The organism is Sphingomonas sp. AP4-R1 (assembly GCF_013113735.1).
GTDB lineage: Bacteria > Pseudomonadota > Alphaproteobacteria > Sphingomonadales > Sphingomonadaceae > Sphingomonas_I.
On sequence record NZ_CP053346.1, the window covers coordinates 1,028,083 to 1,049,765 of the forward strand.

Sequence of the window (21,683 nt, forward strand, 5' to 3'; positions counted from 1 at the left end):
GTGTCGCACTTCCCTTCGAGAGATCCCAGCCAGCGCTGGGATGACGCGTGCATCACCCCACCTCGTTCGCCCTGAGCGTGTTGAAGGGCCGTCCTTCTCATCGTTCGTGAAGAAGGTCGGTGCTTCGACAGGCTCAGCACGAATGGTTTTGGGAGAGTGTGGGCCCTATCGCCGCCGGGCGGCGTGGCGGCTGACGGCGAGGACTTCCTCCGCCGCGACGAAGCTGCCGGCATAGCCGCTCGTCTTCAATTGCCGCTCCGCCTCACCCAGCCGGCCGAGGGCCGTGGCGAGCGAGCCGGCATTCCAGCGGGACAGTTCGGAACGGACCGCGTCCTTCTCCTTCCAGAAGATCGCGCGACCGGCCGTCTCCATCACGCGGTCGATCCCCTCGCCACCCTCCATCTGGCCCCGCAATTGGGCCAGCAGCAACGCGCGGCGGCTGAGGGCACGCAACACCGGCACGCCCTCGATTCCCTCGCTGGCGAGCCGTTTCAGCTCTTCGTCGGCCACGGCGACCTGCCCGCCGAACACGGCATGGGACAGGCGCGTCAGATCGCCCTCCTCAATCCCCGCGCCCAGGGCGTCCAGCGCCTCATGGCCGATCTCGCGGATCCGGTCGGGCGCGGCATCGACGAACAGCGCGAGCTTCTCCAGTTCCTGCGCCAATACGGCGCGATCGTTGGAGGCGGCGGCCACCAGCCGGTGCGCGACATCGTTGCGCATCTGCAGGCCCAGCGCGCGGCCCATTTCCAGCGCCATGCCATCGGCATCGCGGCCCTCGGGCGGATAGCAGGCGTGGACGATCGCGGCGTTGCTGGCGCTGGCGGCTTTCACCAGCTTCGAATCCTTGCGCAGCCCCGGCCCAATCGCGACGGCGGGGTTACCGGCGGCGGCCGCCTCCAGCAGCGCCGCGACGGCCTCGGCCGCATCGTCGGTGGCGGGATCGATCCGGATCCAGCGCTTGCCGCCGAACATCGAGAAGGAGGCCGCCTCGTCCGCCAGCCGGGCGGGATCGCCCTTGAGTTGGGCGGAGGTCATGTCGACGCGCTCGGCCCCCTCGCCCAGCGCCTTGCCCAGCCGCGCCGCAAATGCGCGCGCACCGGCCTCGTCGGGGCCGTGGAAGAGATAGAGACGGATATCGGGATCGGCGGCGTCCAGCGCGCGCAACAGCCGCGCCTCCGCCGGTTTCATCGACGCGCCGCCATTACCGGTCGGTCGTCTTGGTGCGCGAGGCGTAGAGGGCGAGGCGCGCGACGATCTGGTCCGCCACCTGCCCCGAAAGCCGTTCCAGCGCGGTCTGCTCGGCCGCGATCACCGCATATTCTGAGCGGACCACGTCGATGCCCGCATCCGATCCGGCGGTGGCGTCCACCAGCACCGTGCCCGCTTCGATATCGACGAGCTTGTAGCGCGCGCGGAGCGTCCGCCGCTCGCGCGTCACCGTATTGTCGGCGCGCACGCCGAAGCCGAGGATCTGGTCGTCCAGTTCGACATCCAGCCGGTAGCGCGCGCCACCGGCCTTGCCGAGCCGATCGATCAGCGCGTTGCGCATCAGCCAGCCGTCCTTGCCGCCGATCTGGCCGACCTCGACCGTGCCCAGCGTCTGCGCGACCGGGCCGTTGCCGCCCGCCGCATAAAGCGGGTGCAGGCCGCAGCCGTTCAGCAACGGGGCGGTGACGGCGAGCAGAGCGAGGGCGGCCAGGCGCGTCATGCGACGATATTCACCAGTCGATCGGGCACCACGATCACCTTCTTGGGCACCGCGCCCGCCAGTATGATCTGCACCTTCGGATTGGCGAGCGCCAGAGCCTCCAGCGCATCCTTCGCGCTGCCCTTGGCGACCGAGATCGTATCGCGCAGCTTGCCGTTGACCTGCAGCGCGACCGTCACCTCGTCATCGACGAGCAGAGCCGGATCGAAAGCGGGCCAGGCCGCATCCGCGATCAGCCCCTCGCCGCCGACGCGCTCCCACGCCGATTCCGCCAGATGCGGGATCATCGGGCTGACGAGCAGGATCAGGGCACGCGCCGCCTCGGTCCGGTCGGGCGACGGCGCCGCCTTTTCCAGCGCGCCGACGAGCGTGAAGATCTTGGCGACCGCCTTGTTGAACTGCAGCGCCTCGATATCCTCGGCGATGCCCGCGATCGTGCGGTGGAGCAGCTTGCGGAGCGCGATGTCGCCGCCCTCGCCCGCCGTCCCGGTCGGCTCGGTCAGGCGCCACACGCGCTGGACGAGGCGCGCCGCGCCCTCGATCCCGGCCAGCGACCATTCCAGATCGCGCTCGGGCGGGCTGTCGGACAGCATGAACCAGCGGACGGCATCGGCGCCGTAGCGATCGAGAATGGGCGCGGGATCGACCACATTCTTCTTCGACTTCGACATCTTCTCGACGCGGCCGACATGGATCGGATGATCGGTGCCGGTCTGGAACAGGCCCTCGGGGCGGCGCTCGATCTCGTCGGTGGCGACCCAGCTGGAGACGGTGACCATATCCGTGCCCAGCGCCGCTTTCTCTTCGGCGGTGGCGGGCAGTTCGATCTTCGTCTGATAGGTTTCGTGCGTCACCATGCCCTGCGTGAACAGGCCGGTGAACGGCTCGGCGATATCGATCTTGCCGATCCGCTTCAGCGCGCGCGTCCAGAAGCGGGCATAGAGCAGGTGCAGGATCGCATGCTCCACGCCGCCGATATACTGGCCTACGGGCAGCCAGCGCTCGGCCACGTCCTTGTCGAACGGCTTGTCGGCCGGGCCGCTGGCGAAGCGGATGAAATACCAGGAGGAATCCGCGAACGTATCGAGCGTGTCGGTCTCGCGCCGCGCGGGCTTGCCGCAGCTCGGGCAATCGACATGCTTCCAGGTCGGGTGCCGGTCGAGCGGATTGCCGGGAATGTCGAAGCTCACATCCTCGGGCAGCACCACGGGCAGCTGCGCCTTGGGCACGGGCACGACGCCGCACGCCTCGCAGTGGATCACCGGGATCGGCGTGCCCCAGTAACGCTGGCGGCTGACGCCCCAGTCGCGCAGGCGGAAGACGGTGGTGCCGGTGCCCCAGCCTTCGCCCTCGGCGCGATCGATCACGGCGGCCTTGGCGTCCTCGGAAGCCATGCCGTCCAGGAAGCGCGAATTGACGATCAGGCCGGGCGCCGTGTCCGCCTCGTCCTGGATCGGCGCGTCCTTCTCGTCCGGAGACGCCGCGACGACGCGCGTGACGGGCAGCTGATATTTGCGCGCGAAATCCAGATCGCGCTGGTCATGCGCGGGCACGCCGAAGACGGCGCCCGTGCCATAGTCCATCAGCACGAAATTCGCGATGAAGACCGGCAGCGTCCACGTCGGATCCAGCGGGTGGACCGCCGACAGGCCGGTGTCGAAACCCAGTTTCTCGGCCGTCTCGATCTCGGCCGCCGCCGTGCCGGTGCGGCGGCATTCGGCGATGAACGCCTCCAGCCCCGGCGTGCCCTGGGCGAGCAAAGCCTGCGCCAGCGGATGATCGACCGAAACCGCGACGAACGACGCGCCGAAGATCGTGTCCGGCCGCGTGGTGAACACCTCGACGTTCGGCAGCGGCCCGGATTCCAGCGCGAAACGGAAGCGCAGCCCTCTGGACCGTCCGATCCAATTGGCCTGCATCAGCTTCACCTTGTCGGGCCAGTGATCGAGGCCATCCAGCCCGTCCAGCAGCTCGTCGGCGAAATCGGTGATCTTCAGGAACCACTGGCTGAGCTTGCGCCGCTCGACCAGAGCGCCGGAGCGCCAGCCGCGCCCGTCGATCACCTGCTCGTTGGCCAGCACGGTCATGTCGACCGGGTCCCAGTTGACCGCGCTTTCCTTGCGATAGACGAGGCCCGCCGCGAACATGTCGAGGAACAGCGCCTGCTCCTGACCGTAATAATCGGGCTCGCAGGTGGCGAGTTCGCGGCTCCAGTCGAGCGCGAAGCCGATCCGCTTCAGTTGGGCCTTCATCGCCTCGATATTCTGGCGGGTCCAGGCGCCGGGATGGACCTTCTTCTCCATCGCCGCATTTTCGGCGGGCATGCCGAAGGCGTCCCAGCCCATCGGGTGGAGCACCTCATGCCCCGTCATCCGCCGGAAGCGGGCGAGCACGTCCCCCATCGTATAATTGCGGACATGCCCCATGTGGATGCGCCCCGAGGGATAGGGAAACATCTCCAGCACGTAGCTCTTGGGCTTGGGGCTGTTATCGTCGGCGTGGAAGGTGCCACGTTCGGCCCACGCCTGCTGCCAGCGGCCATCGGCCGCGACGGGATCGAAACGCGCGCGATCCGCGGCTGTCCGGTCTTCGGTCATGACGGGATCAGCCGGCGGCGTTGCGCCGCAGGTCGCGCGCCTTCTGGAGGATCACTTCCTCCAGCTTCTGGTTGGTGCCGGCGGCGACGGACGTATCCACCCACTGGCCGTTCTGCAGAACCTGGCGCGCGGTGGAGACGCGGATCGCGTCGGCGCGCAGATCCTGATCCAGGATCGAGACCGAGGCCTTCATCCGCTCCGTCTGCACGGCCGGGTTCACATACCATTCGGTGACGATCACGCCGCCGTTCGAATCCGTGTGCGCGATCGTCATGAACGAGAGCGTGTCGAGCGTCGCGCGCCACAGATAGGCGTTCACGCCGATCGTGGTGATCCGCGCGGGCGCCAGCTCCTTCACGGCCGCCTTTTTCTTGTCGTGATGGCCGAACAGGCCGCCTCCGCAGGCGGCGAGGCTCGCGCAGAGGGCGAGGCCGGTGGCAATGCGGGCAACACGGATCATGGAGCGAAAACCTTGGGACATGGCTTGCGGAAGTCCGGCACCGTTATAGATGGCGCGGCAAGGCCGCAAGCGCGGCCCGTCGCAGCCCCCTCGGCGTGAGGCGTCACTCTGTGGATAAGCTGCAACAGCTGCAAAAGATTCCATAATGGATGTGGAACGTTAAGCGGGCTCCATGGTAGGCGCCAAGCTCATTGGGGTGATTCTGGTGTGATGCGCGATTTGGCGATCAGGTTGGCGAAGTGGGGCGGCGCGCTTGCGTTCGTCGCCGCTCTGTCGTCCGCGCCTGCCGAATCCCGCTCGCCGCGCGTGAAGACCAGCAACAAGACCGCGGTGATGAACGGTGCCGGATTCGGTGCCTTCACCCCGGCCGCCGCCGATCCCCGCCTCGCCGCCGCCTTCGCGCGCAGCGGCCTCGGCACCTCGAATTTCGCGGGCGGCGCGTTCCGCTTCACGCCGGGCACGCCCACGAAGAGCCGCGCCGTCACGGTGGCGATGCGCTCGCGCGTCGTCACGAAGGCGGATGCCGCGCGCAATCTGCAGATCTCCAGCGATATCGCGCCCTCCGCCTACAGCCTCGGCATGTCGGTGGGCTGGAAGCGGTTCGCCATTTCCGGCGACATGTCGCGCACGGATGGCGGCCTGATGCCGGACGGCCGCGAATCGGCCGATATCGGCTTCGCTTATTATGGCCGCCGCTGGGCGACGAAGCTGGATCTGGGCGCCGAGCGCTCGACCGATCGGCCTCCGGTGGTCGGAATCGATCAGAGCTGGTCGCTGGGCCTGGGCACCACATACTCGCTCACCCACAATCTCGATGTGACGGGTGGCGTTCGCTATCGCGCGCAGCGGGACCAGTTCCAGTCGCTGGTCGATGATCGCCGCGACAGCCAGTCCGTCTATCTGGGCACTACCTTCCGCTTCTGATTTTTGAGCGGTCCGGGTTATCCGCCCCAGGCATCGATCCCGGCCCAGCCTGACGCGCCGAGCGCGATCAATCTGCGATAGCGGCGCGCGGACATTCCGCCGAGCGCGATCACCCTGATTCCCGCCTCTCTGGCGATCCGCGCGAACCCGATCGGGCCGAGCGTCGCGGCACCGGGGTGAGAGCGTGTCGGGAAGACGGGCGAGACGAAGACCAGATCCGCTCCTGCCCGGCGCGCGGTCTCCATTTCGCGCAGGTCATGCACGGGCGCGGTACGGAGCATGAGGCGCGGGAGCCGCCTGGATCCACGACCATGCCACCCATCCGCGCGCCAGCCGATCGCGTCGCGCGGATCGCCGGCGAGGATCAGCACGAGCCCCCGCGCGCGCGCGATCCGACGGACCCGATCGAACCGGGCGCGGCGTTGTCCGTGCGGGGTCGCATGATGGCGGAAGACGATTCCCGCCCCGCGCGGCAGGCGGTGAAGCACCCGCTCCAGAGCCGCATCGGCGCGCTCGTCGGTCATCAGCCAGAGCGTCGGCACGGGTTGGCGGGCGGGCATGGCGCCACCTATAGGGGCGCCATGCCCCAGCCCGAAACCCAGACCGCCGCCGAACGCCTCGACCTTGTCCGCACCGCCCTCGCGCGCTCGGCTGCCCTTGGTGGACGTAAGGCCGATGCGGTCGAACTGATCGCTATTTCCAAGACGCATGAGGCCGGGGCGATCCTGCCGGTGCTGGAAGCGGGCCAGCGCAGCTTCGGCGAGAATCGCGTGCAGGAAGCGGAGGCGAAATGGCCTGCGCTGAAGGCGCTCTATCCCGATGTGCGGCTGCACCTTGTCGGCCAGCTCCAGTCGAACAAGGCCGCGCAGGCGGTGGCGTTGTTCGATGCGATCCACGGCGTCGATCGCCCGTCGCTGGTGACGGCGCTCGCCGCGGCGATGGCCGCCGCGGGCAAGCGCCCGGATTGCTATGTGCAGGTGAATATCGGGGAGGAGCCGCAGAAAGGCGGCTGCGCGATCGCCGATCTGCCCGGGCTGCTGGATCAGGCGCGGGGGGCGGGCCTGCCCGTCGTCGGCCTGATGGCGGTGCCGCCCGCCGATGTGGAGCCCGCCCCTTATTTCGCGCTGCTGGCGGAGCAGGCCAAGCGCCACGGCCTCGACGGCCTCAGCATGGGCATGTCGGGCGATTATGAAACGGCGGCGCTGATCGGCGCGACCTGCGTGCGTGTGGGTACGGCGCTGTTCGGCGGGCGGCGCTGAGCCCCTTTTTCAGAAACGACATCGTATTCCTGCGAATGCAGGAATCCAGAGCTACGAACGCTGCTTTTGAAGCCTTGGGCTCCTGCGTTCGTAGGAGCACGGTGCTTGCTCTCAGGCGATCCGCAGCATCTCGCCCGGTGTGAGCCGCTCGACCAGCGCGATCAGATCGTCTTTCGCCACCGCCACGCAGCCCTCGGTCGTGGCCTTATCCCGCCAGCAATGGAGGAAGATCGCGCTGCCGAGGCCGGGCACGGGCGGCGCATCGTTATGGCCGAGAATCACGATCAGATCGTAGAGCCCGTCCTCCCGCCACAGCCGTTCGGCCGAGAAGGCATGGGGATGACGGACGGCCCGGTTGTAGGCCGGATCGGCGGGATCGTCGGACCAGCCATCGTCGGGGCGGATCCAGCGCCACGGCAGAGCCGTGCGGATCGGGCCGACACGATCGGGGCGCAGCAGCAGCGCGCGGATCGGCCAGTCGCCCAGAGGCGTCGCGCCGTCGCCCTCCCTCTTATCCGCCGCCGCGATCGTGCCGCCGCGCCCGATCGCGCAGGTTATGTCACCGGTCGGCCCGCGCAACAGGCCCGCGCGGGTATCGGCGACCCACGTCACAGCAGATGGCCGGTCCGGTCGCGCTTCACGTCGAGATAATGGGCGTTGTGGGGATTGGAGGGCAAGGCCAGCGGCAGCCGCTCCACCACCGCGATGCCCCTCGCCTCCAGCCCCGCCACCTTGGCGGGATTGTTGGTCAGCAGGCGGATGCGCTCCTGCCCCAGCAGGTTCAGCATCCGCGCCGCCACGCCGAAATCGCGCGCGTCGATCGCGAAGCCCAGCCGCAGATTGGCGTCGACCGTGTCGAAGCCCTGATCCTGCAGCGCATAAGCGCGCAATTTGTTGACGAGGCCGATGCCGCGCCCCTCCTGCCGCAGATAGAGCAGGATTCCCCAGCCCACGCCGGCAATCTCCCGCAACGCCTCGGCCAGCTGCGGACCGCAATCGCACTTCAGGCTCCCCAGCACGTCGCCGGTCAGACATTCGCTGTGGAGGCGGACGAGCGGCGGCGTGCCGTCGGGCGTGCCGATGATCAGCGCGACATGCTCGGTGGAATCGGCCGGACCACGGAAGGCGACGATCTCGGCCTTTTCCGCCGCCGTCACGGGCAGGCGCGCGCGCGCCGCGATGGCGAGGTTGGTGGGCTCCTCATAGGCCTGAACGGCGGCGGTGGAGACGGTCGCCCCCCCCTCGCCTGCGCCATCGCGTACGAACACGGCCGGCAGCAGCCCCGCGAGACGCGCCAGCGCCAGCGCGGCGGTGGCCGCATCGGGATCGGTCAGCGGCGTCGTGCGATAGGGGCCCTTGAGCGGGGTGGCGAGGTCGCCCGCCGGGTCGGCCAGCGCGAGGGCTGCGGGGAGATCCAGCCAGCGCACCCGCTCGATCCGCACCGGCAGGCCGGGCGTTGCGGCATCGCGCTGGTTGGCGAGCTTCAGCACGGTCGCGCGGTGCGAGGAAAGCAGCAGGTCGGCCGAGCCATCGGCATCGTAGGCGGCGAGGCGAATATCGTCGGCGGTTTCCACGGCGAGGATCGTGACCGCCCCCGCCCCGCTCGTGATCGTGACGGGCCAGCCGCGTCGGAGTGCATCGATCGCCTGCGCCGCCGCGCGTGGATCCGCGCCGCTCACACCTCGAACTCCGTCACCAGCGGCACATGGTCCGAGGGCTTCAGCCAGTTGCGGCAGGCTTCGTGCACCTTGTGCGCGGTGGCTTTCGCCGCGAGCGACGGGGTCGCCCACATATGGTCCAGTCGGCGGCCGCGATCGTTCACGGTCCAGTCGGGTGAGCGATAGCTCCACCACGTATGCAGCCGCGCGGGCGCGGGATAGAAATGGCGGCCGAGATCGACCCAGTCATGCGCGTCCTGCAGTCGGCCGAGCGCGGCGACCTCGACGGGTGTGTGGCTGACGACGTCGAGCAACTGCTTGTGGCTCCACACGTCGGATTCCAGCGGTGCGATGTTGAAGTCACCCACCATCAGGGTCGGCTCGGTCAGGCAGCGCGACCATTCGGTCATGCGCTCGACGAAGGCCAGCTTCTGCGCGAATTTGGGATTGAGCGCGGGATCGGGAATGTCGCCACCTGCAGGCACATAGACATTTTCCAGCCGGAAGCCCGCCTCCAGCCACACGCCCACATGGCGGGCCTCGCCATTATCCTGCCAGTCGTAGCGCCAGCAGGCGTCGGAGGCGTCGCGGAACGGCACCTTGCTCAGGATCGCCACGCCGTGATGCATGCGCTGGCCGTGCAGCCGCTGGTGGACATAGCCCAGCTTGCGGAATGGATCGGCGGGGAAGACGTCGTCGGCCGCCTTGGTTTCCTGCAGGCACAGAACGTCCGGTTGTTCGTCGCGCAGAAACTGTTCGACGATCCCGATCCGCGCCCGCACCGAATTGATATTCCACGAAGCGATCTTGAGGGCTGTCATAGGCGGGCGATGTAGCGACGCGCCGGGCGTTTCGCCAGCGGGCGGCGAATCACGATTCGTCGCCTGCCTTTTTTCCGTCACGCCAGCGCAGGCTGGCATCTTTTCCGGTTGAGGCGCGAACGGGGGGTGTGTCTCCGCCGCCGGCAGATGCCAGCCTGCGTTGGCGTGACGGATGGGGAGGGAGCCGAAAGGAAATGCCATCGGGCCAAAGGCCCGCAAGGCCGAATGGCCGCCCGGACCCGCGCAGCGGGGAGGATAGCCAAGCGGGCGAATGCCCGCGCCGGCGCCGGAGGCTCAGCAAAAACAGAATGGCCCTCGCTCCGGGGGCTTGGAGCGAGGGCCGACCTGGCGTTCGTCACGCAGGCAGGTAGCGGAGCATATTGTCCTCGGGAACAGGGGGGAATCCGAGGAGCGGCTCCGCGACCGCAAAACTCATTTAGGACAGGGGACCTGTCGCGAACATGAATGGGTGATCAGCGTCCGCGATTTTGCGGGCGCGGGTCGCGCCACAGGAACGTTCTGTCGTTGATGTCCATGCCGAACTGCTGATCGGAGAGGACGACGGTCGATCGATTGCCCTGCGCGTCGATCACCGTCCAGCCTGCCAGCATCAGCCCACCAGGGGCGTTCGGTGCCTTGGTGAAGCCGATCGTGATCGTGCCGAATTCGGGATGCTTGGCATCCTTGCCCTCCACGAGGATGCGGCCCGGCGGGGCGGGAATCAGTTTCCCATATTGGGAAAGATCGCGATTCGGATCGATCAGCGCGCCGAGCGGCGAATTGCCGATCGGCCAGCGCGACACCTGGTTTACCTTATAGTCGATGAACGTCAGCGCCTTGCCGTCGCCCACGATCAGCAGCGGCACGCCCTTCTCATATTGGAAGCGGATCTTGCCGGGGCGCTTCAACGACAGCACGCCGCCGCGCGAATGGCCGGTGGCGTCGATCTGCGTGAAATTGGCGGTCATCGTGGTGATGGCGCGCAGATGCGCCTGCACCTGCGCCAGTTCGGGGGCGGGCACCGGCGCCGCGACAAGCATCGCGGGCGCGGCGAAGGCGGCGATCGAGGCCGCTGCGAGATATCGGATCATGGAAACTCAGTCGCTGGAAGGGCTTGAACCGCCACTGAACCCGCGGCCGATCATTTCGGATCCGTGCCGAGCAGATTCTTCTGCCAGAAGAGCAGGCTCGCCCAGAACTGATAGTCGAGATTGTCCTTCTTCACATAGCCATGGCCCTCGTCGGCTGCGAGGACATGCCACACGGGCACGCCGTTGCCGCGCAGCGCCGTCACCATCTGCTCCGACTCGGACGGGGGCACGCGCGGATCGTTGCCGCCGGTCACGATCACCAGCGGGATCTTGATCTCGGAAACGTGCGTCACGGGCGAGATGGCGATCAGCTTGGCGCGCTGCTTCGGATCGCGCTCGTCGCCATATTCGGCGCGGCGCAGATCGCGGCGGTAGCTCTGCGTATGTTCGAGCAAGGAGACGAAGCCGGAGACGGCGCGCTGGCAGATCCCGCCCCTAAACCGCGCGCCATATCGGATGGCGCTGGCGTAGCACATATAGCCGCCATAGCTGCCGCCGGTCTCGCCGACGCGGCTGGCGTCGATCTGCGGATCGGTGGTGAGGCGATCGAGGAAGGCGCCGATGTCCTTCACCGAATCCTCGCGCTTGAACGGCCCGTTGTCGAGCGAGACGAAGCGCTTGCCGTAACCGGAAGAGCCCCGCACGTTCGGATAGAAGAGCGCGACGCCCAGCTCGTTCGGATAATAATTGGCGCGGCCGAGGAAGCCGGGGCGCGTCTGGCTTTCGGGGCCGCCGTGAATGTCCACGATCAGCGGGCGCTTGCCGGGGAATTTCTTCGGATCGGGCCGATAGAGGAAGCCCGACACGGTTTCCCCGTCGAAGCTCTTCACCGTCACCAGTTCGGGTTCGACATTGGTGGCGGGGTCCAGCCCGCCCGTCTCGCTCTGCGTCCAGCGCGTCACCTTCAGCGTCTTCGGATCGACCGAATAGATGTCCGCCGCCGATCGCGCCGAGGCGAGGCTGAAACCGATCTCGCCCCAGGGTGCCACCTTCAGCCCCGTGATCACGCCCACCGGCACGTCGGCGACGGCGCGGATCCTGTTCGTGCGCGTATCGAGAATGCTCAGCCGGCTGACGCCCGCCTCGTTGGTGGTGAAGGCGACGAAATCGCCCTCGGCGGAAAGGCCGAACTGCTCGATATCCCACTTCGCCTGTCCGGGCACGGGCGTGAACACGCCACTCGACGGATCGACCGTGCCAAGCTGTTGAAAATCGGAGCCTTCGTCGGACGTCACCCAGAGGACGCCGTCCTTGGCGAAGCGCGCCTCGCCATAGGAGATCGCCTTCTTATGGTCGCCCAGCGGGCGCATCGCCCCGCTTTCGATGTCCATCAGGAACAGGTCGGTCTTGTTGATCGACTGATATTGGCCGACCAGCGCGCTGGTGCCGTCGGGCGTGAAGCCCATCACGCGCCAGCCGCCCCCCGTCACCTTCGCCACCATCCGGTCGCTCTTCGGATCGCGCGGATCGATTAGATAGAGGTCGCTGTCGGTGCCGTTGCGGCGCGTGGAACTGTAGGCCAGCCACTGGCCGTCGCGCGACCAGGGGCCCATCTGGTTGCGGCTCTTGCCGTCGGTCAGCAGCGTGAGGCGGCCATCGGCCAGCGTATAGAGCTGCCAGAATTCGCTGCCGCCGACATCCTTCTGCACGACGATCACATCGCCCTTGGCCGGCGCGACTTCGCCCGAGGCGATCGTGTCCGTCTCGAACGAGATCTGTCGCCGGCTGCCCATCGGCGTCGCCACTTCGTGGAGCTGGCGGGTATTGCCGAAATTGGTGCCGATCAGCGCCGCCTTCGTCTTCGGATTCCACCCCTCGAACACGGCCGCGCGATATTCCAGATAGGGCCGCGTGGCGGCGGCGAGCGCGGCGGGAATGGCAGGCACGCCATCGCCCGTGACCGCGGCGGGCGGGGCGATGGTGGGCGCGGCCTTGTCCTGCGCGCCTGCGGAACTCGCGACCGTCATTGCGGCGACGATCGCCACCCAGTTCGTCTTCATAAGAATGCCCCTTATTGCCGGCTGCGTCAGATCGGCTGGCCGTTGCGGTCGATCAGCACTTCGCGGCGGCCGACATGGTCGGGTGAGCCAACGACGCCTTCCTTCTCCATCCGGTCGATCAGGCGCGCGGCGGAATTGTAGCCGATGCGGAGCTGGCGCTGGACGTAGCTGGTCGAGGCCTTCTGCGATTCGGCCACGACCTGCACGGCCTTGCGATAGAGCTGCGCGTCGGGCGAATCGTCGCCGGCGGGCGCGCCGTCCATCGCGAAGCTGCCATCCTCGGGCTCCTCGGTGACGGACGAGATATATTCCGGCGCCTTCTGATCCTTCCAGTGATCCGCCACGGCGCGCACCTCGTCGTCCGAGACGAACGGACCGTGGACGCGCACGATCTGCTTGCCGCCGGGCATGTAGAGCATGTCGCCCTTGCCCAGAAGCTGCTCGGCCCCCTGCTCGCCCAGGATGGTGCGCGAATCGATCTTGGAGGTGACGGAGAAGCTGATGCGCGTCGGCAGATTGGCCTTGATCACGCCGGTGATGACGTCGACCGAGGGGCGCTGCGTCGCCATGATCAGGTGGATGCCGGCCGCGCGCGCCTTTTGTGCCAGCCGCTGGATCAGGAATTCCACTTCCTTGCCCGCCGTCATCATCAGATCGGCCAGCTCGTCGATGATCACGACGATCTTGGGCAAAGGCTCGAATTCGAGCTTCTCTTCCTCATAGATCGGCTGACCGCTGTCGGCGTCGTAACCGGTCTGCACCCGGCGGCCGAGCGGCTGGCCCTTGGCCTTGGCGGCGCGGATCTTGTCGTTGAACGAGGAGAGGCTGCGGACGCCGACCGAGGCCATCATCCGGTAGCGATCCTCCATCTGCTCCACCGCCCATTTCAGCGCGCGGATTGCCTTGGGCGGATCGGTGACGACGGGGGCGAGCAGATGCGGGATATCCTCGTAGATGCTGAGTTCCAGCATCTTGGGATCGATCATGATCATCCGGCACTCATCCGGCGTGAGCCGGTAGAGCAGCGAGAGGATCATCGAATTGAGGCCGACCGACTTGCCCGATCCGGTCGTGCCGGCGACGAGCAGGTGGGGCATGGGCGCGAGATCGGCCACGACGGGATCGCCCGCGATATTCTTGCCCAGGATCAGCGGCAGCGTGCCCGGCGCCTGCTCCTCGAAGGTGCGGCTGGCGATCATCTCGGAGAAGGACACGGCCTCGCGCTTCTGGTTCGGCAGCTCGATGCCGATCACAGTGCGGCCCGGCACCGTCGCGATGCGGGCCGAGAGCGCGGACATGTTGCGTGCGATATCGTCCGAAAGCGCGGTGACGCGGCTGGCCTTGATGCCGGCGGCGGGCTCCAGTTCGTACATCGTCACGACCGGGCCGGGGCGGACCTCGGTGATGTGGCCGCGCACGTGGAAATCCTCGAGCACGGTCTCCAGCAGGCGGGCATTGCGCTCCAGCGAGGGCTTGTCGATCGGCTGGCCGCCACTGGCCGGCACGGGGGCGAGCAGGTCGAGCGTCGGCAGCACCCAGGTATCCCCCAGCGCCAGATTCGCCTGCCGCTCGCGGCTGACCCGCTGGCTGGTGGCGGGGGCCGGCGTCGGGGTGGTGATGGTGGTGCGCGGCGCGGGCTCGTCATCGTCCGCCACGATCGTGGCGCGCGGAGCGGGCTTGGCCGCCTTCTTTACGGGCGGCGCTTCGACGTCGAACGGCACATCGTCGACGAAATCCTCCTCATCCTCATAGCGATCGCGGCGGCGCAGGATGGTCGCGCGTTCGTCGGCGGTGAGGCCGAGCGAATAGAGGCTGACGGTGATGCCGAACGCCAGCAGCAGCGCCGCACCCGCCAGCCGGAGGGGCGGGGCGAGGCCGGGATCGGGCAGATGGGCGAGCCCGGCCTCGGCGGCGGTGCCCACGGCGATGCCGACGATACCGCCCAGGCCCGCGGGCAGAGGCAGGATGGCCCCGCCCCGGAACAGACCCAGCGCGCCATCCAGCAACAGGATGGCGATCAGCGCGATCGGCAACATCCGCTTCCACCGCCCCGGCCCGACGCCGCGCCACAGCCGCAGCGCCACCACCACCAGAGGCGGCAGCAGCAGCACGACGGGCAGGCCGATCAGCGTGAACAGCAGATCGGCCATCCACGCGCCCGGCACGCCCAGCACATTGGCGGGCGGGCCGCCGGCGGCGGTGTTCAGCCCCGGATCGGTCGGCCGGTAGCTGGCGAGCGCGAAGGCGGTGAGGAGGATCGCCGCCAGGATCGCGACCGCGCCCAGCATGGCGCCCCCGCGACGGCCGACATGGCCCACTTTATCCTGCCAATTTCCGTCGCGCGCACGCGTCGCCATTGCCGTTTCGTCCCTTTACCGGCGCCAATTGTGCCGCAAATGTTCCGCCGGAGCAAACTGGGGGATCTGCCGATCGATGCCTGTCGCCCGCCCAACTTCTCCGTTCGTCCTGAGCGTAGTCGCAGGACGTGCTTCAAACGGTGTCGCGCGTAGCCCGTGCTTCGACTTCGCTCAGCACGAACGGGTTATGTGGTATCGTCCGTATGCCGTGTTGGTCTCACAGTAGAGGCGGATGCGGCTGATCTCCGTTCACGCGCTCCAGTCGAGCGACGGCCAGCTGCGGCGATCGGCCAGCCGGCGGAGCTTCGGGCTGGCGTTGACGGCGAAGGGCTCGTCCGCCCATTCCAGCACGGGCGCATCGGAGACGTGATCCGAATAGAAGCGGATGCGCGTGTCGGTCCGGTCGATGCCTTCCTTGTCCATCCAGGCCTCGATCAGGCGCAGTTTCGCCGGGCCGTAATTGTTCTCGCCGTCGATCTTGGCGTGGATGATGTCGTCCAGCCCCATGATGCTGCCGGTGGCGATCACGTCGTCGAAGCCCAGTCGCTCGGCGATGGGCTCGACATAGAAGCGATAGGAGGCGGTCGCGAGGACGAGCCTGCGCCCGGCCGCCTTGTCCTCGGCGATCTGGCGGAGCGCGCCCGGCAGCACGTTGGTCTTCAGGATCAGGTCGGCGAAGCTTTCCGTCACCGGCGCCAGCTTCGCGCGGGGCACCGCGCCGCCCAGCAGCAGGCACTGGTTGATCTCTTTCAGTCTCCGCCGGTCGATCGCCTTGGCCGCATAGGCGGCCATCACGAACGGCACCGCCGGCGCCGCCAGCAGCCGCCACGGAAACAGGCGGGACGCCGCGTGAAACAGAAAGGGCGTGTAGGTGCCCGTGCGGGTCACCGTACGATCCATGTCGTAAATGGCGAGCTCGTTCATCCCGGCTGACGGACACGAAGCCGGCGCGGCATGCAAGAGGCTTTGCAAAGGATCTGAAATCCGCCGGAACCTTAGCTTGCGCCGCGCGTCTCCCCGGCGATGCCTCGTTTCGCGCCCGTTGCGCTTTTCCGCCGACACGATATCCGTTCGTTATGAGCGCGGCTGCCGATTTCCATCTCGACGACCGCGACGGCGGTACGCTCCGCTTCACCGGCGACATGACGCTCGCGCGGATGGGCACCTTGCCCCAGCGGCTGGATGCGCTGTCCTCCCGCCCCGGCAAGGTGGATCTGGGCGAGGTCGGCCGGATGGACACGGTCGGCGCCTGGCTCGTCCACCGCATCGTGCGCGATCATGACGCGGAGGTGATCGGCGCGAGCCCCGAGGAAGCGCATCTGCTGGAGCAGGTCGCCGCCGCCGACAAGCCGCTGAAGATCCGGCCGGACGGCACCCTGCCCCTGTTCCGCGTGCTGAACCAGATCGGCGCGGCGACATCGATGGCGGGGCGCACGACGCTGGGCCTGATCGGTTTCTACGGCGGCGTGCTCGTCAGCTACTGGGATATCCTGCGCAATCCCAAGCGGCTGCGCTGGAACGCGGTCGTCCGCCAGTTCGAGGTGGTCGGCGTGGAGGCGCTGGCGATCATCGGGCTGATGAGCTTCCTGATCGGCGTCGTGATCGCCCAGCAGGGCGCCATCCAGCTGCGCCAGTTCGGCGCGGAGGTGTTCACGATCAACCTCGTCGGCCGACTCACCTTCCGCGAACTGGGCGTGCTGATGACGGCGATCATGGTCGCGGGCCGATCCGGTTCCGCCTTCGCCGCGCAGATCGGATCGATGCGTCTGGCCGAGGAGGTGGATGCGATGCGGACGATCGGCGTCTCCCCGATGGAGGCGCTGGTGATCCCGCGCATCACGGCGGCGGTCGCGATGATGCCGCTGCTCGCTTTCTATGCGGCGATGGTCGCGCTGATCGGCGGCGGCCTCTTCTGCTGGACCTCGCTCGACATGCCGCCGATCACCTTCGTCTCGCGCATCCGCGAAGTGGTGCCGATCACGGACGTCTATCAGGGCCTGATCAAGGCGCCGGTCTTCGGCCTGATCATCGCCATTTCGGGCTGTTTCCAGGGCATGCAGGTGGAAGGCAATGCCGAGGCGGTCGGCCTCCGGACCACCTCGGCGGTCGTCCAGTCGATCTTCCTCGTGATCGTGCTGGACGCCTTCTTCGCCGTCTTCTTCGCATCGATCGGCTGGATATGAGCGTCTGCAAGGCCGATAAGGATCAGGCGCCCGTGATCTGCGTGCGCGGCCTCTCCAATGCGTTTGGCGAGCAGGTCGTGCACGAGAATCTCGATCTCGACGTGCGGCGCGGCGAGATTCTCGGCGTCGTCGGTGGATCGGGCACGGGCAAATCGGTGCTTATGCGCTCGATCATCGGGCTGCAGACCCCGGTCGCGGGCGAAGTGGACGTGTTCGGCGAGCCGATGATGGGGCGCGACGAGCAGGATGCGCGCGACGTGCGCCGCCGCTGGGGCGTGCTGTTTCAGGGCGGTGCGCTCTTCTCCACGCTGACCGTGGCCGAGAATGTCGAAGTGCCGCTGCGCGAATATTTCCCGCAGCTGGGCGAGGAATTTCTCGACGAGATCGCGGCCTACAAGGTGGCGATGACGGGGCTCCCCCCCGAAGCCGGGCCGAAATTCCCGTCCGAGCTTTCGGGCGGCATGCGCAAACGCGCGGGCCTGGCGCGCAGCCTCGCTCTGGATCCCGAGCTGCTGTTCCTCGACGAGCCGACGGCCGGCCTCGATCCGATCGGCGCGGCCGCGTTCGACGATCTGATCAAGGGCCTGAAGGAGACGATGGGGCTCACGGTGTTCCTGATCACGCACGATCTGGATACGCTGCACGCCATCTGCGATCGGGTGGCCGTATTGGCGGACAAGAAGGTGGTGGCGGTCGGCACGATCCCGGAGCTGCTCGCGCTGGATCACCCCTGGATCCAGGAATATTTCAGCGGCCCGCGTGGCCGCGCCGCGGCGGAGGCCGCCGAACGATTCGATGAGGAAGACCCTGCCGAAAGTGCCCGCCGCCGCGATGCCGCGCTGGCGTCGGCCGGCGGGGACGAGAGCGAGGTTGCGGACGGTGCCGACAGCAGGGCCGGATCTGCCAAGGATGATGAGGAAAGCTGATGGAAAACCGGTCCAACAACATCCTCGTCGGCAGTATCGTCCTGATCCTGCTCGTCGTCACGGTCGTGTTCCTCGTCTGGCTCGCCGGCTTCGGCGGGTCGAGCGAGAAGCGCTACGACATCCTGTTCAAGAGCTCGGTCGACGGGCTCGCCAAAGGATCGGCGATCACTTTCTCGGGCGTTCCGGTGGGCAAGGTCGAGGATATCGCGATCATGCCCGATCAGCCGGAGCTGATCCGCGTCCGCATCGCGATCAAGAATGATACGCCGGTGCTGCAGGGCACGAACGCCACGATCGCGGGCGTCGGCTTCACGGGCGTCAGCCAGATCAATCTGGACGGTGCCGTGCAGGGCGCGCCGCCGATCGATCAGCCGGGCCCGTGGGGCTATCCCCTGATTCCGCCGAAGACCGGGGGCCTGGGCGCGTTGCTCAACAATGCGCCGCGCCTGCTGGAGAAACTGACGGTGCTGACGGAGCGGGTGAGCGATCTGCTGAATCCCGAAAATCAGCAATCGATCACGGGCATTCTCCACCATATCGATTCGCTGAGCGGATCGCTGGCGGATCGTGGGCCGGATATCGCCGCCACGCTGGCGCAGGCGAAGATCGCGGTGAAGCAGGCCGGTGACGCCGCCGAGAAGATCGGCGCGCTGGCGGATACGACCAACCAGAATGTCGGGCCGCTGCTGGTCAACATGAACGAGGCGGTCGGCTCGGCGAAGAAGAGCATGGCCAGTCTGGATGCCGCGATCACCGATGCGCGGCCGGGCCTGAAGGCGATCTCCACGCAGACCGTGCCCGCCGCCAACCAGCTGATCCGCGATCTGGCCGATACCGCCGCCTCGCTACAGGCGATCACCAACCGCTTCGATCGCGGCGGCGCCGGGGGCCTGATCGGCGGAAGTCGCCTGCCCGATTACAAGCCCGCCAAGTGAGGGACGAAACCGCCATGACCGCCACGTTCGCCACCCTCCTCACCCGCACGGTTCTGATCGGCGTGGCCGCCTTGCCGCTGGCCGGCTGCATCAGCTTCGGCCCGAAGCCGCCGCCCACCCTGATGTCGCTCCATGCCGTGACGCCGGTGGCGGCCGGTGCCGCGCATACCAGCGATGATGCCCATGCCGTCGCCGTCTCGGTGCCGGTCGCCGTGCCGACCCTGTCGACGCAGCGCGTGATGGTGCAGGCCGGCCCCAATTCGATCGCCTATCTGAAGGATGGGCTGTGGGCGGCGGCACCAGCCGTGCTGATGCGCAACCTGCTGGCCGAGACGATCGAGGCCAAGACGGGGCGCTTCGTGCCGGATGCGCGCTTCGTCGGCTTGCAGCCGGATACGCGGCTGACGGGCACGCTGGCCGCGTTCGGGCTGGATGGTCCGGGCAAGGCCGTGATCGTCACCTATGATGGCACGATCACGCGATCGGGATCGCCGTCGATCGAGACGCGGCGCTTCTCGGCGCGCGTGCCGGTTTCGTCGGAGCAGCCGCAGGCGGTGGGCATGGCGCTGGATCAGGCCGCCAATCAGGTGGCGGGCGACGTCGCCGACTGGATCGGGGCGCGCTGAGTTGAATGGCCAAATCCGTTTGTGCTGAGCCTGTCGAAGCACTGGCCTTCTTTTTTGCTCAACAACGACGGAAAGGAAGAACGGTACTTCGACAGGCTCAGTGCGGACGGGGTTTGAGGCATTCAACGTAGCCCGTGCCTTCCCCCTCACCCGATCCGCTTCTAAGAGCGGGCGCATGACGATCAGCATCGGGATATTGGGCGCCGCCGGGCGCATGGGGCGCGCCATCGCGGCGGCGGCTGAAGAGGCGGGCGTGACCGTCGCGGGCGGGCTGGATCGCGAAGGCGTCGTCTCGGGCGGACCGGCCGATGCGCAGGCGCTGGCGGCTGCTGCCGACGTGCTGATCGATTTCTCTTTGCCCGAGGCGCTCGAAGGCAATCTGGCGCTGGCGGTGGAAACCGGCACGCCGCTTCTGATCGGCACGACCGGGCTGCAGCCGGAGCATCACGCCGCGATCGATCGCGCCGCCGAGCATGTCGCGATCCTGCAGACGGCCAATACGTCGCTGGGCGTGAACGTGCTGCGCGGCCTGGTCGAGCAGGCGGCACGCATCCTCGGTGCGGACTGGGATATCGAGATCGTCGAGATGCACCACCGCCACAAGCTGGACAGCCCCTCCGGCACGGCGCTCCTTCTCGGGGCGTCTGCCAATGTCGGCCGGGGTGCCGCCTCGACCACCGATCTGAACCGCTTCGATCGGATGCAGGAAGGCGCCCACGCCCGCGAAGAGGGCGGCATCTATTATGCGTCGCTGCGCGGCGGATCGGTGGCGGGCGATCATCAGGTGATCTTCGCGGCGGAGGGCGAGCGGATCGAGCTGGGCCATCGCGCCGAGAATCGCGGCATCTTCGCCAAGGGAGCGCTGCGCGGCGCGCAGTGGCTCGCGGGCAAGCCCGCCGGCCGCTATGCGATGGCGGATGCGCTCGGCTTCCGGTGAAGAAAGCCGACATCTTCGAATTCTACCGCCGCCTCGCCGAGGACAATCCCTCGCCCGAGACCGAGCTGGAATGGACGAACCCCTATACATTGCTCGTCGCCGTCGCGCTTTCCGCGCAGGCGACCGACGTGGGCGTGAACAAGGCGACGCGGGCGCTGTTCGCCACGGTCGATACGCCCGAAAAGATGGTCGCGCTGGGCGAGGCGGGGCTGAAGGAGCATATCAAGACGATCGGCCTGTTCAACACCAAGGCCAGGAACGTCATCGCCCTCTCCGAAAGGCTGATCGCCGAATATGGCGGCGAGGTGCCGCATGATCGCGCCGCGCTGGAAACCTTGCCCGGTGTCGGCCGCAAGACCGCGAACGTCGTGCTGAACGTCGCCTTCGGGGAGGAGACGTTCGCGGTGGACACGCACATCTTCCGCGTCGGCAATCGCACCGGCCTCGCCAAGGGCAAGGACGTGCGTGCCGTGGAGGACAGGCTGGAGAAGGACACGCCCGCGCCTTTCCGCGTCCACGCGCATCACTGGCTGATCCTGCACGGCCGCTATGTCTGCAAGGCGCGACGGCCCGAATGCTGGCGCTGCATCGAGATCGACCTCTGCGCGTTCCGGCCGAAGACGCCGGCGCCCAAGGGAGCGGCCACCAACCCGTAACAGGGCATGGCGATAAGGACGATACGATGATCCGGATCCTGCCCTTCGCCCTTCTCGCATCCCTGATGGGGGCGCCGCTGGCCGCCAGGGACAGGCCCGCGCCCGTGGCGACGCCGGACGGCCCGCCGGTCAGCTGCATTTCCATGCCGATCGGGCAGAGCGTGGTGCGCGACGACCGCACGATCGATTTCTTCGTGGGCCGCAAGGTCTATCGCAATGTCCTGCCGCAGGCTTGTCCCGGCCTCGGTTCGGAGAAGGCCTTTTCCTACAACACGTCGATCAGTCGGCTCTGTTCGGTCGATCTCATCACGGTTCTGCAGCGCGTGGGTGGCCAGTTCATGCGCGGTGCCACGTGCGGGCTCGGGCCGTTCCAGCCCGCCACCGGAATCAAGCGCTGACAAAGGCGTGCGGCGGGGGGTGGCGAGAGCGGGACTTGCCTGCTATCGGCGCGATCAGGCATCCGTAGCTCAGCTGGATAGAGCGCTGCCCTCCGAAGGCAGAGGCCAGGGGTTCGAATCCCTTCGGGTGCACCATCACTCTCT

21 protein-coding genes and 1 tRNA gene are annotated in these 21,683 nt (G+C 67.6%); 10 read left to right on the top strand and 12 right to left on the bottom strand.

The annotated features are described in order from the left end of the window. Positions 1-165: 165 nt before the first annotated feature. Genes holA through HL653_RS05020 form a run of 4 tightly spaced genes read right to left on the bottom strand, consistent with a single transcriptional unit; the run spans position 166 to position 4,768 of the window. Positions 166-1,191, bottom strand: coding sequence for a DNA polymerase III subunit delta (gene holA, locus HL653_RS05005; protein WP_171743544.1), 1,026 nt, complete (start codon positions 1,189-1,191; stop codon positions 166-168). A gap of 13 nt (positions 1,192-1,204) precedes the next feature. Then, on the bottom strand, positions 1,205-1,711 hold the full coding sequence (lptE, locus tag HL653_RS05010; protein ID WP_171743545.1) for an LPS assembly lipoprotein LptE: 507 nt from the start codon (positions 1,709-1,711) through the stop codon (positions 1,205-1,207). Then, the gene (leuS, locus tag HL653_RS05015) at positions 1,708-4,308 is read right to left on the bottom strand and encodes a leucine--tRNA ligase (RefSeq protein ID WP_171743546.1); all 2,601 of its coding nucleotides are present in this window, start codon (positions 4,306-4,308) and stop codon (positions 1,708-1,710) included. The genes lptE and leuS overlap by 4 nt, the downstream gene beginning before the upstream one ends. A 7-nt stretch (positions 4,309-4,315) precedes the next feature. After that, positions 4,316-4,768, bottom strand: a complete 453-nt coding sequence (locus HL653_RS05020) for a DUF3576 domain-containing protein (RefSeq protein ID WP_171743547.1) — start codon at positions 4,766-4,768, stop codon at positions 4,316-4,318. A 210-nt stretch (positions 4,769-4,978) separates the two neighbouring features. Here HL653_RS05020 and HL653_RS05025 point away from each other — a divergent pair, with 210 nt between their 5' ends. Beyond that, complete coding sequence (locus HL653_RS05025) at positions 4,979-5,692, top strand: hypothetical protein (protein ID WP_171743548.1); 714 nt, start codon at positions 4,979-4,981, stop codon at positions 5,690-5,692. 17 nt (positions 5,693-5,709) lie between these two features. Here HL653_RS05025 and HL653_RS05030 read toward each other — a convergent pair whose 3' ends face one another. Further along, complete coding sequence (locus HL653_RS05030; RefSeq protein WP_171743549.1) at positions 5,710-6,252, bottom strand: thiamine phosphate synthase; 543 nt, start codon at positions 6,250-6,252, stop codon at positions 5,710-5,712. 21 nt (positions 6,253-6,273) lie between these two features. Here HL653_RS05030 and HL653_RS05035 point away from each other — a divergent pair, with 21 nt between their 5' ends. Further along, on the top strand, positions 6,274-6,951 hold the full coding sequence (locus HL653_RS05035) for a YggS family pyridoxal phosphate-dependent enzyme (RefSeq protein WP_171743550.1): 678 nt from the start codon (positions 6,274-6,276) through the stop codon (positions 6,949-6,951). A 111-nt stretch (positions 6,952-7,062) separates the two neighbouring features. Here HL653_RS05035 and HL653_RS05040 read toward each other — a convergent pair whose 3' ends face one another. The 7 genes from HL653_RS05040 to HL653_RS05070 form a co-directional block, all read right to left on the bottom strand. Next, entirely contained in the window at positions 7,063-7,563 is a 501-nt protein-coding gene (locus HL653_RS05040) for a L,D-transpeptidase (protein WP_171743551.1), read from the bottom strand. Then, positions 7,560-8,630, bottom strand: coding sequence for a GTP cyclohydrolase II (ribA, locus tag HL653_RS05045; protein ID WP_171743552.1), 1,071 nt, complete (start codon positions 8,628-8,630; stop codon positions 7,560-7,562). The genes HL653_RS05040 and ribA overlap by 4 nt, the downstream gene beginning before the upstream one ends. Continuing rightward, positions 8,627-9,430, bottom strand: coding sequence for an exodeoxyribonuclease III (locus tag HL653_RS05050; RefSeq protein WP_171743553.1), 804 nt, complete (start codon positions 9,428-9,430; stop codon positions 8,627-8,629). Before HL653_RS05050 ends, ribA begins: the two co-directional genes overlap by 4 nt. A gap of 473 nt (positions 9,431-9,903) precedes the next feature. Next, positions 9,904-10,521: an outer membrane lipoprotein carrier protein LolA gene (locus tag HL653_RS05055; RefSeq protein WP_171743554.1), complete on the bottom strand. Its 618-nt coding sequence runs from the start codon at positions 10,519-10,521 to the stop codon at positions 9,904-9,906. 50 nt (positions 10,522-10,571) lie between these two features. Then, positions 10,572-12,521 (bottom strand): prolyl oligopeptidase family serine peptidase, encoded by a 1,950-nt coding sequence (locus tag HL653_RS05060; protein WP_171743555.1) that lies wholly within the window; start codon positions 12,519-12,521, stop codon positions 10,572-10,574. Positions 12,522-12,547: 26 nt separating this feature from the next. Beyond that, positions 12,548-14,878, bottom strand: a complete 2,331-nt coding sequence (locus tag HL653_RS05065) for a DNA translocase FtsK 4TM domain-containing protein (RefSeq protein WP_171743556.1) — start codon at positions 14,876-14,878, stop codon at positions 12,548-12,550. 249 nt (positions 14,879-15,127) lie between these two features. Next, positions 15,128-15,802 (bottom strand): HAD family phosphatase, encoded by a 675-nt coding sequence (locus HL653_RS05070; RefSeq protein WP_171743557.1) that lies wholly within the window; start codon positions 15,800-15,802, stop codon positions 15,128-15,130. A gap of 152 nt (positions 15,803-15,954) precedes the next feature. Here HL653_RS05070 and HL653_RS05075 point away from each other — a divergent pair, with 152 nt between their 5' ends. The 8 genes from HL653_RS05075 to HL653_RS05110 all read left to right on the top strand — a co-directional run bounded on the left by HL653_RS05075 (position 15,955) and on the right by HL653_RS05110 (position 21,674). Further along, positions 15,955-17,061, top strand: a complete 1,107-nt coding sequence (locus tag HL653_RS05075) for an ABC transporter permease (protein WP_171743558.1) — start codon at positions 15,955-15,957, stop codon at positions 17,059-17,061. Further along, complete coding sequence (locus HL653_RS05080; RefSeq protein ID WP_171743559.1) at positions 17,058-17,987, top strand: ABC transporter ATP-binding protein; 930 nt, start codon at positions 17,058-17,060, stop codon at positions 17,985-17,987. The genes HL653_RS05075 and HL653_RS05080 overlap by 4 nt, the downstream gene beginning before the upstream one ends. Further along, entirely contained in the window at positions 17,987-18,922 is a 936-nt protein-coding gene (locus HL653_RS05085; RefSeq protein ID WP_171743560.1) for an MlaD family protein, read from the top strand. Before HL653_RS05080 ends, HL653_RS05085 begins: the two co-directional genes overlap by 1 nt. A gap of 14 nt (positions 18,923-18,936) precedes the next feature. Then, positions 18,937-19,548: an ABC-type transport auxiliary lipoprotein family protein gene (locus HL653_RS05090; RefSeq protein ID WP_171743561.1), complete on the top strand. Its 612-nt coding sequence runs from the start codon at positions 18,937-18,939 to the stop codon at positions 19,546-19,548. Between the two features lie 175 nt (positions 19,549-19,723). Then, a complete protein-coding gene (gene dapB / locus HL653_RS05095; RefSeq protein WP_171743562.1) occupies positions 19,724-20,485 on the top strand; it encodes a 4-hydroxy-tetrahydrodipicolinate reductase in 762 nt (253 codons plus the stop codon). After that, entirely contained in the window at positions 20,482-21,141 is a 660-nt protein-coding gene (gene nth / locus HL653_RS05100) for an endonuclease III (RefSeq protein WP_171743563.1), read from the top strand. The genes dapB and nth overlap by 4 nt, the downstream gene beginning before the upstream one ends. Positions 21,142-21,167: 26 nt before the next feature. Next, entirely contained in the window at positions 21,168-21,539 is a 372-nt protein-coding gene (locus tag HL653_RS05105) for a hypothetical protein (protein WP_171743564.1), read from the top strand. A gap of 58 nt (positions 21,540-21,597) precedes the next feature. After that, positions 21,598-21,674 (top strand) — tRNA-Arg (locus HL653_RS05110). Positions 21,675-21,683 lie beyond the last annotated feature (9 nt).

Coding starts and splice junctions, on each gene's coding strand:
- holA (WP_171743544.1), bottom strand. CDS start 1,191: ATGAAACCGGCGGAGGCGCGGCTGTTGCGCGCGCTGGACGCCGCCGAT.
- lptE (WP_171743545.1), bottom strand. CDS start 1,711: ATGACGCGCCTGGCCGCCCTCGCTCTGCTCGCCGTCACCGCCCCGTTG.
- leuS (WP_171743546.1), bottom strand. CDS start 4,308: ATGACCGAAGACCGGACAGCCGCGGATCGCGCGCGTTTCGATCCCGTC.
- HL653_RS05020 (WP_171743547.1), bottom strand. CDS start 4,768: ATGATCCGTGTTGCCCGCATTGCCACCGGCCTCGCCCTCTGCGCGAGC.
- HL653_RS05025 (WP_171743548.1), top strand. CDS start 4,979: ATGCGCGATTTGGCGATCAGGTTGGCGAAGTGGGGCGGCGCGCTTGCG.
- HL653_RS05030 (WP_171743549.1), bottom strand. CDS start 6,252: ATGCCCGCCCGCCAACCCGTGCCGACGCTCTGGCTGATGACCGACGAG.
- HL653_RS05035 (WP_171743550.1), top strand. CDS start 6,274: ATGCCCCAGCCCGAAACCCAGACCGCCGCCGAACGCCTCGACCTTGTC.
- HL653_RS05050 (WP_171743553.1), bottom strand. CDS start 9,430: ATGACAGCCCTCAAGATCGCTTCGTGGAATATCAATTCGGTGCGGGCG.
- HL653_RS05055 (WP_171743554.1), bottom strand. CDS start 10,521: ATGATCCGATATCTCGCAGCGGCCTCGATCGCCGCCTTCGCCGCGCCC.
- HL653_RS05060 (WP_171743555.1), bottom strand. CDS start 12,521: ATGAAGACGAACTGGGTGGCGATCGTCGCCGCAATGACGGTCGCGAGT.
- HL653_RS05065 (WP_171743556.1), bottom strand. CDS start 14,878: ATGGCGACGCGTGCGCGCGACGGAAATTGGCAGGATAAAGTGGGCCAT.
- HL653_RS05070 (WP_171743557.1), bottom strand. CDS start 15,802: ATGAACGAGCTCGCCATTTACGACATGGATCGTACGGTGACCCGCACG.
- HL653_RS05075 (WP_171743558.1), top strand. CDS start 15,955: ATGAGCGCGGCTGCCGATTTCCATCTCGACGACCGCGACGGCGGTACG.
- HL653_RS05080 (WP_171743559.1), top strand. CDS start 17,058: ATGAGCGTCTGCAAGGCCGATAAGGATCAGGCGCCCGTGATCTGCGTG.
- HL653_RS05085 (WP_171743560.1), top strand. CDS start 17,987: ATGGAAAACCGGTCCAACAACATCCTCGTCGGCAGTATCGTCCTGATC.
- HL653_RS05090 (WP_171743561.1), top strand. CDS start 18,937: ATGACCGCCACGTTCGCCACCCTCCTCACCCGCACGGTTCTGATCGGC.
- dapB (WP_171743562.1), top strand. CDS start 19,724: ATGACGATCAGCATCGGGATATTGGGCGCCGCCGGGCGCATGGGGCGC.
- HL653_RS05105 (WP_171743564.1), top strand. CDS start 21,168: ATGATCCGGATCCTGCCCTTCGCCCTTCTCGCATCCCTGATGGGGGCG.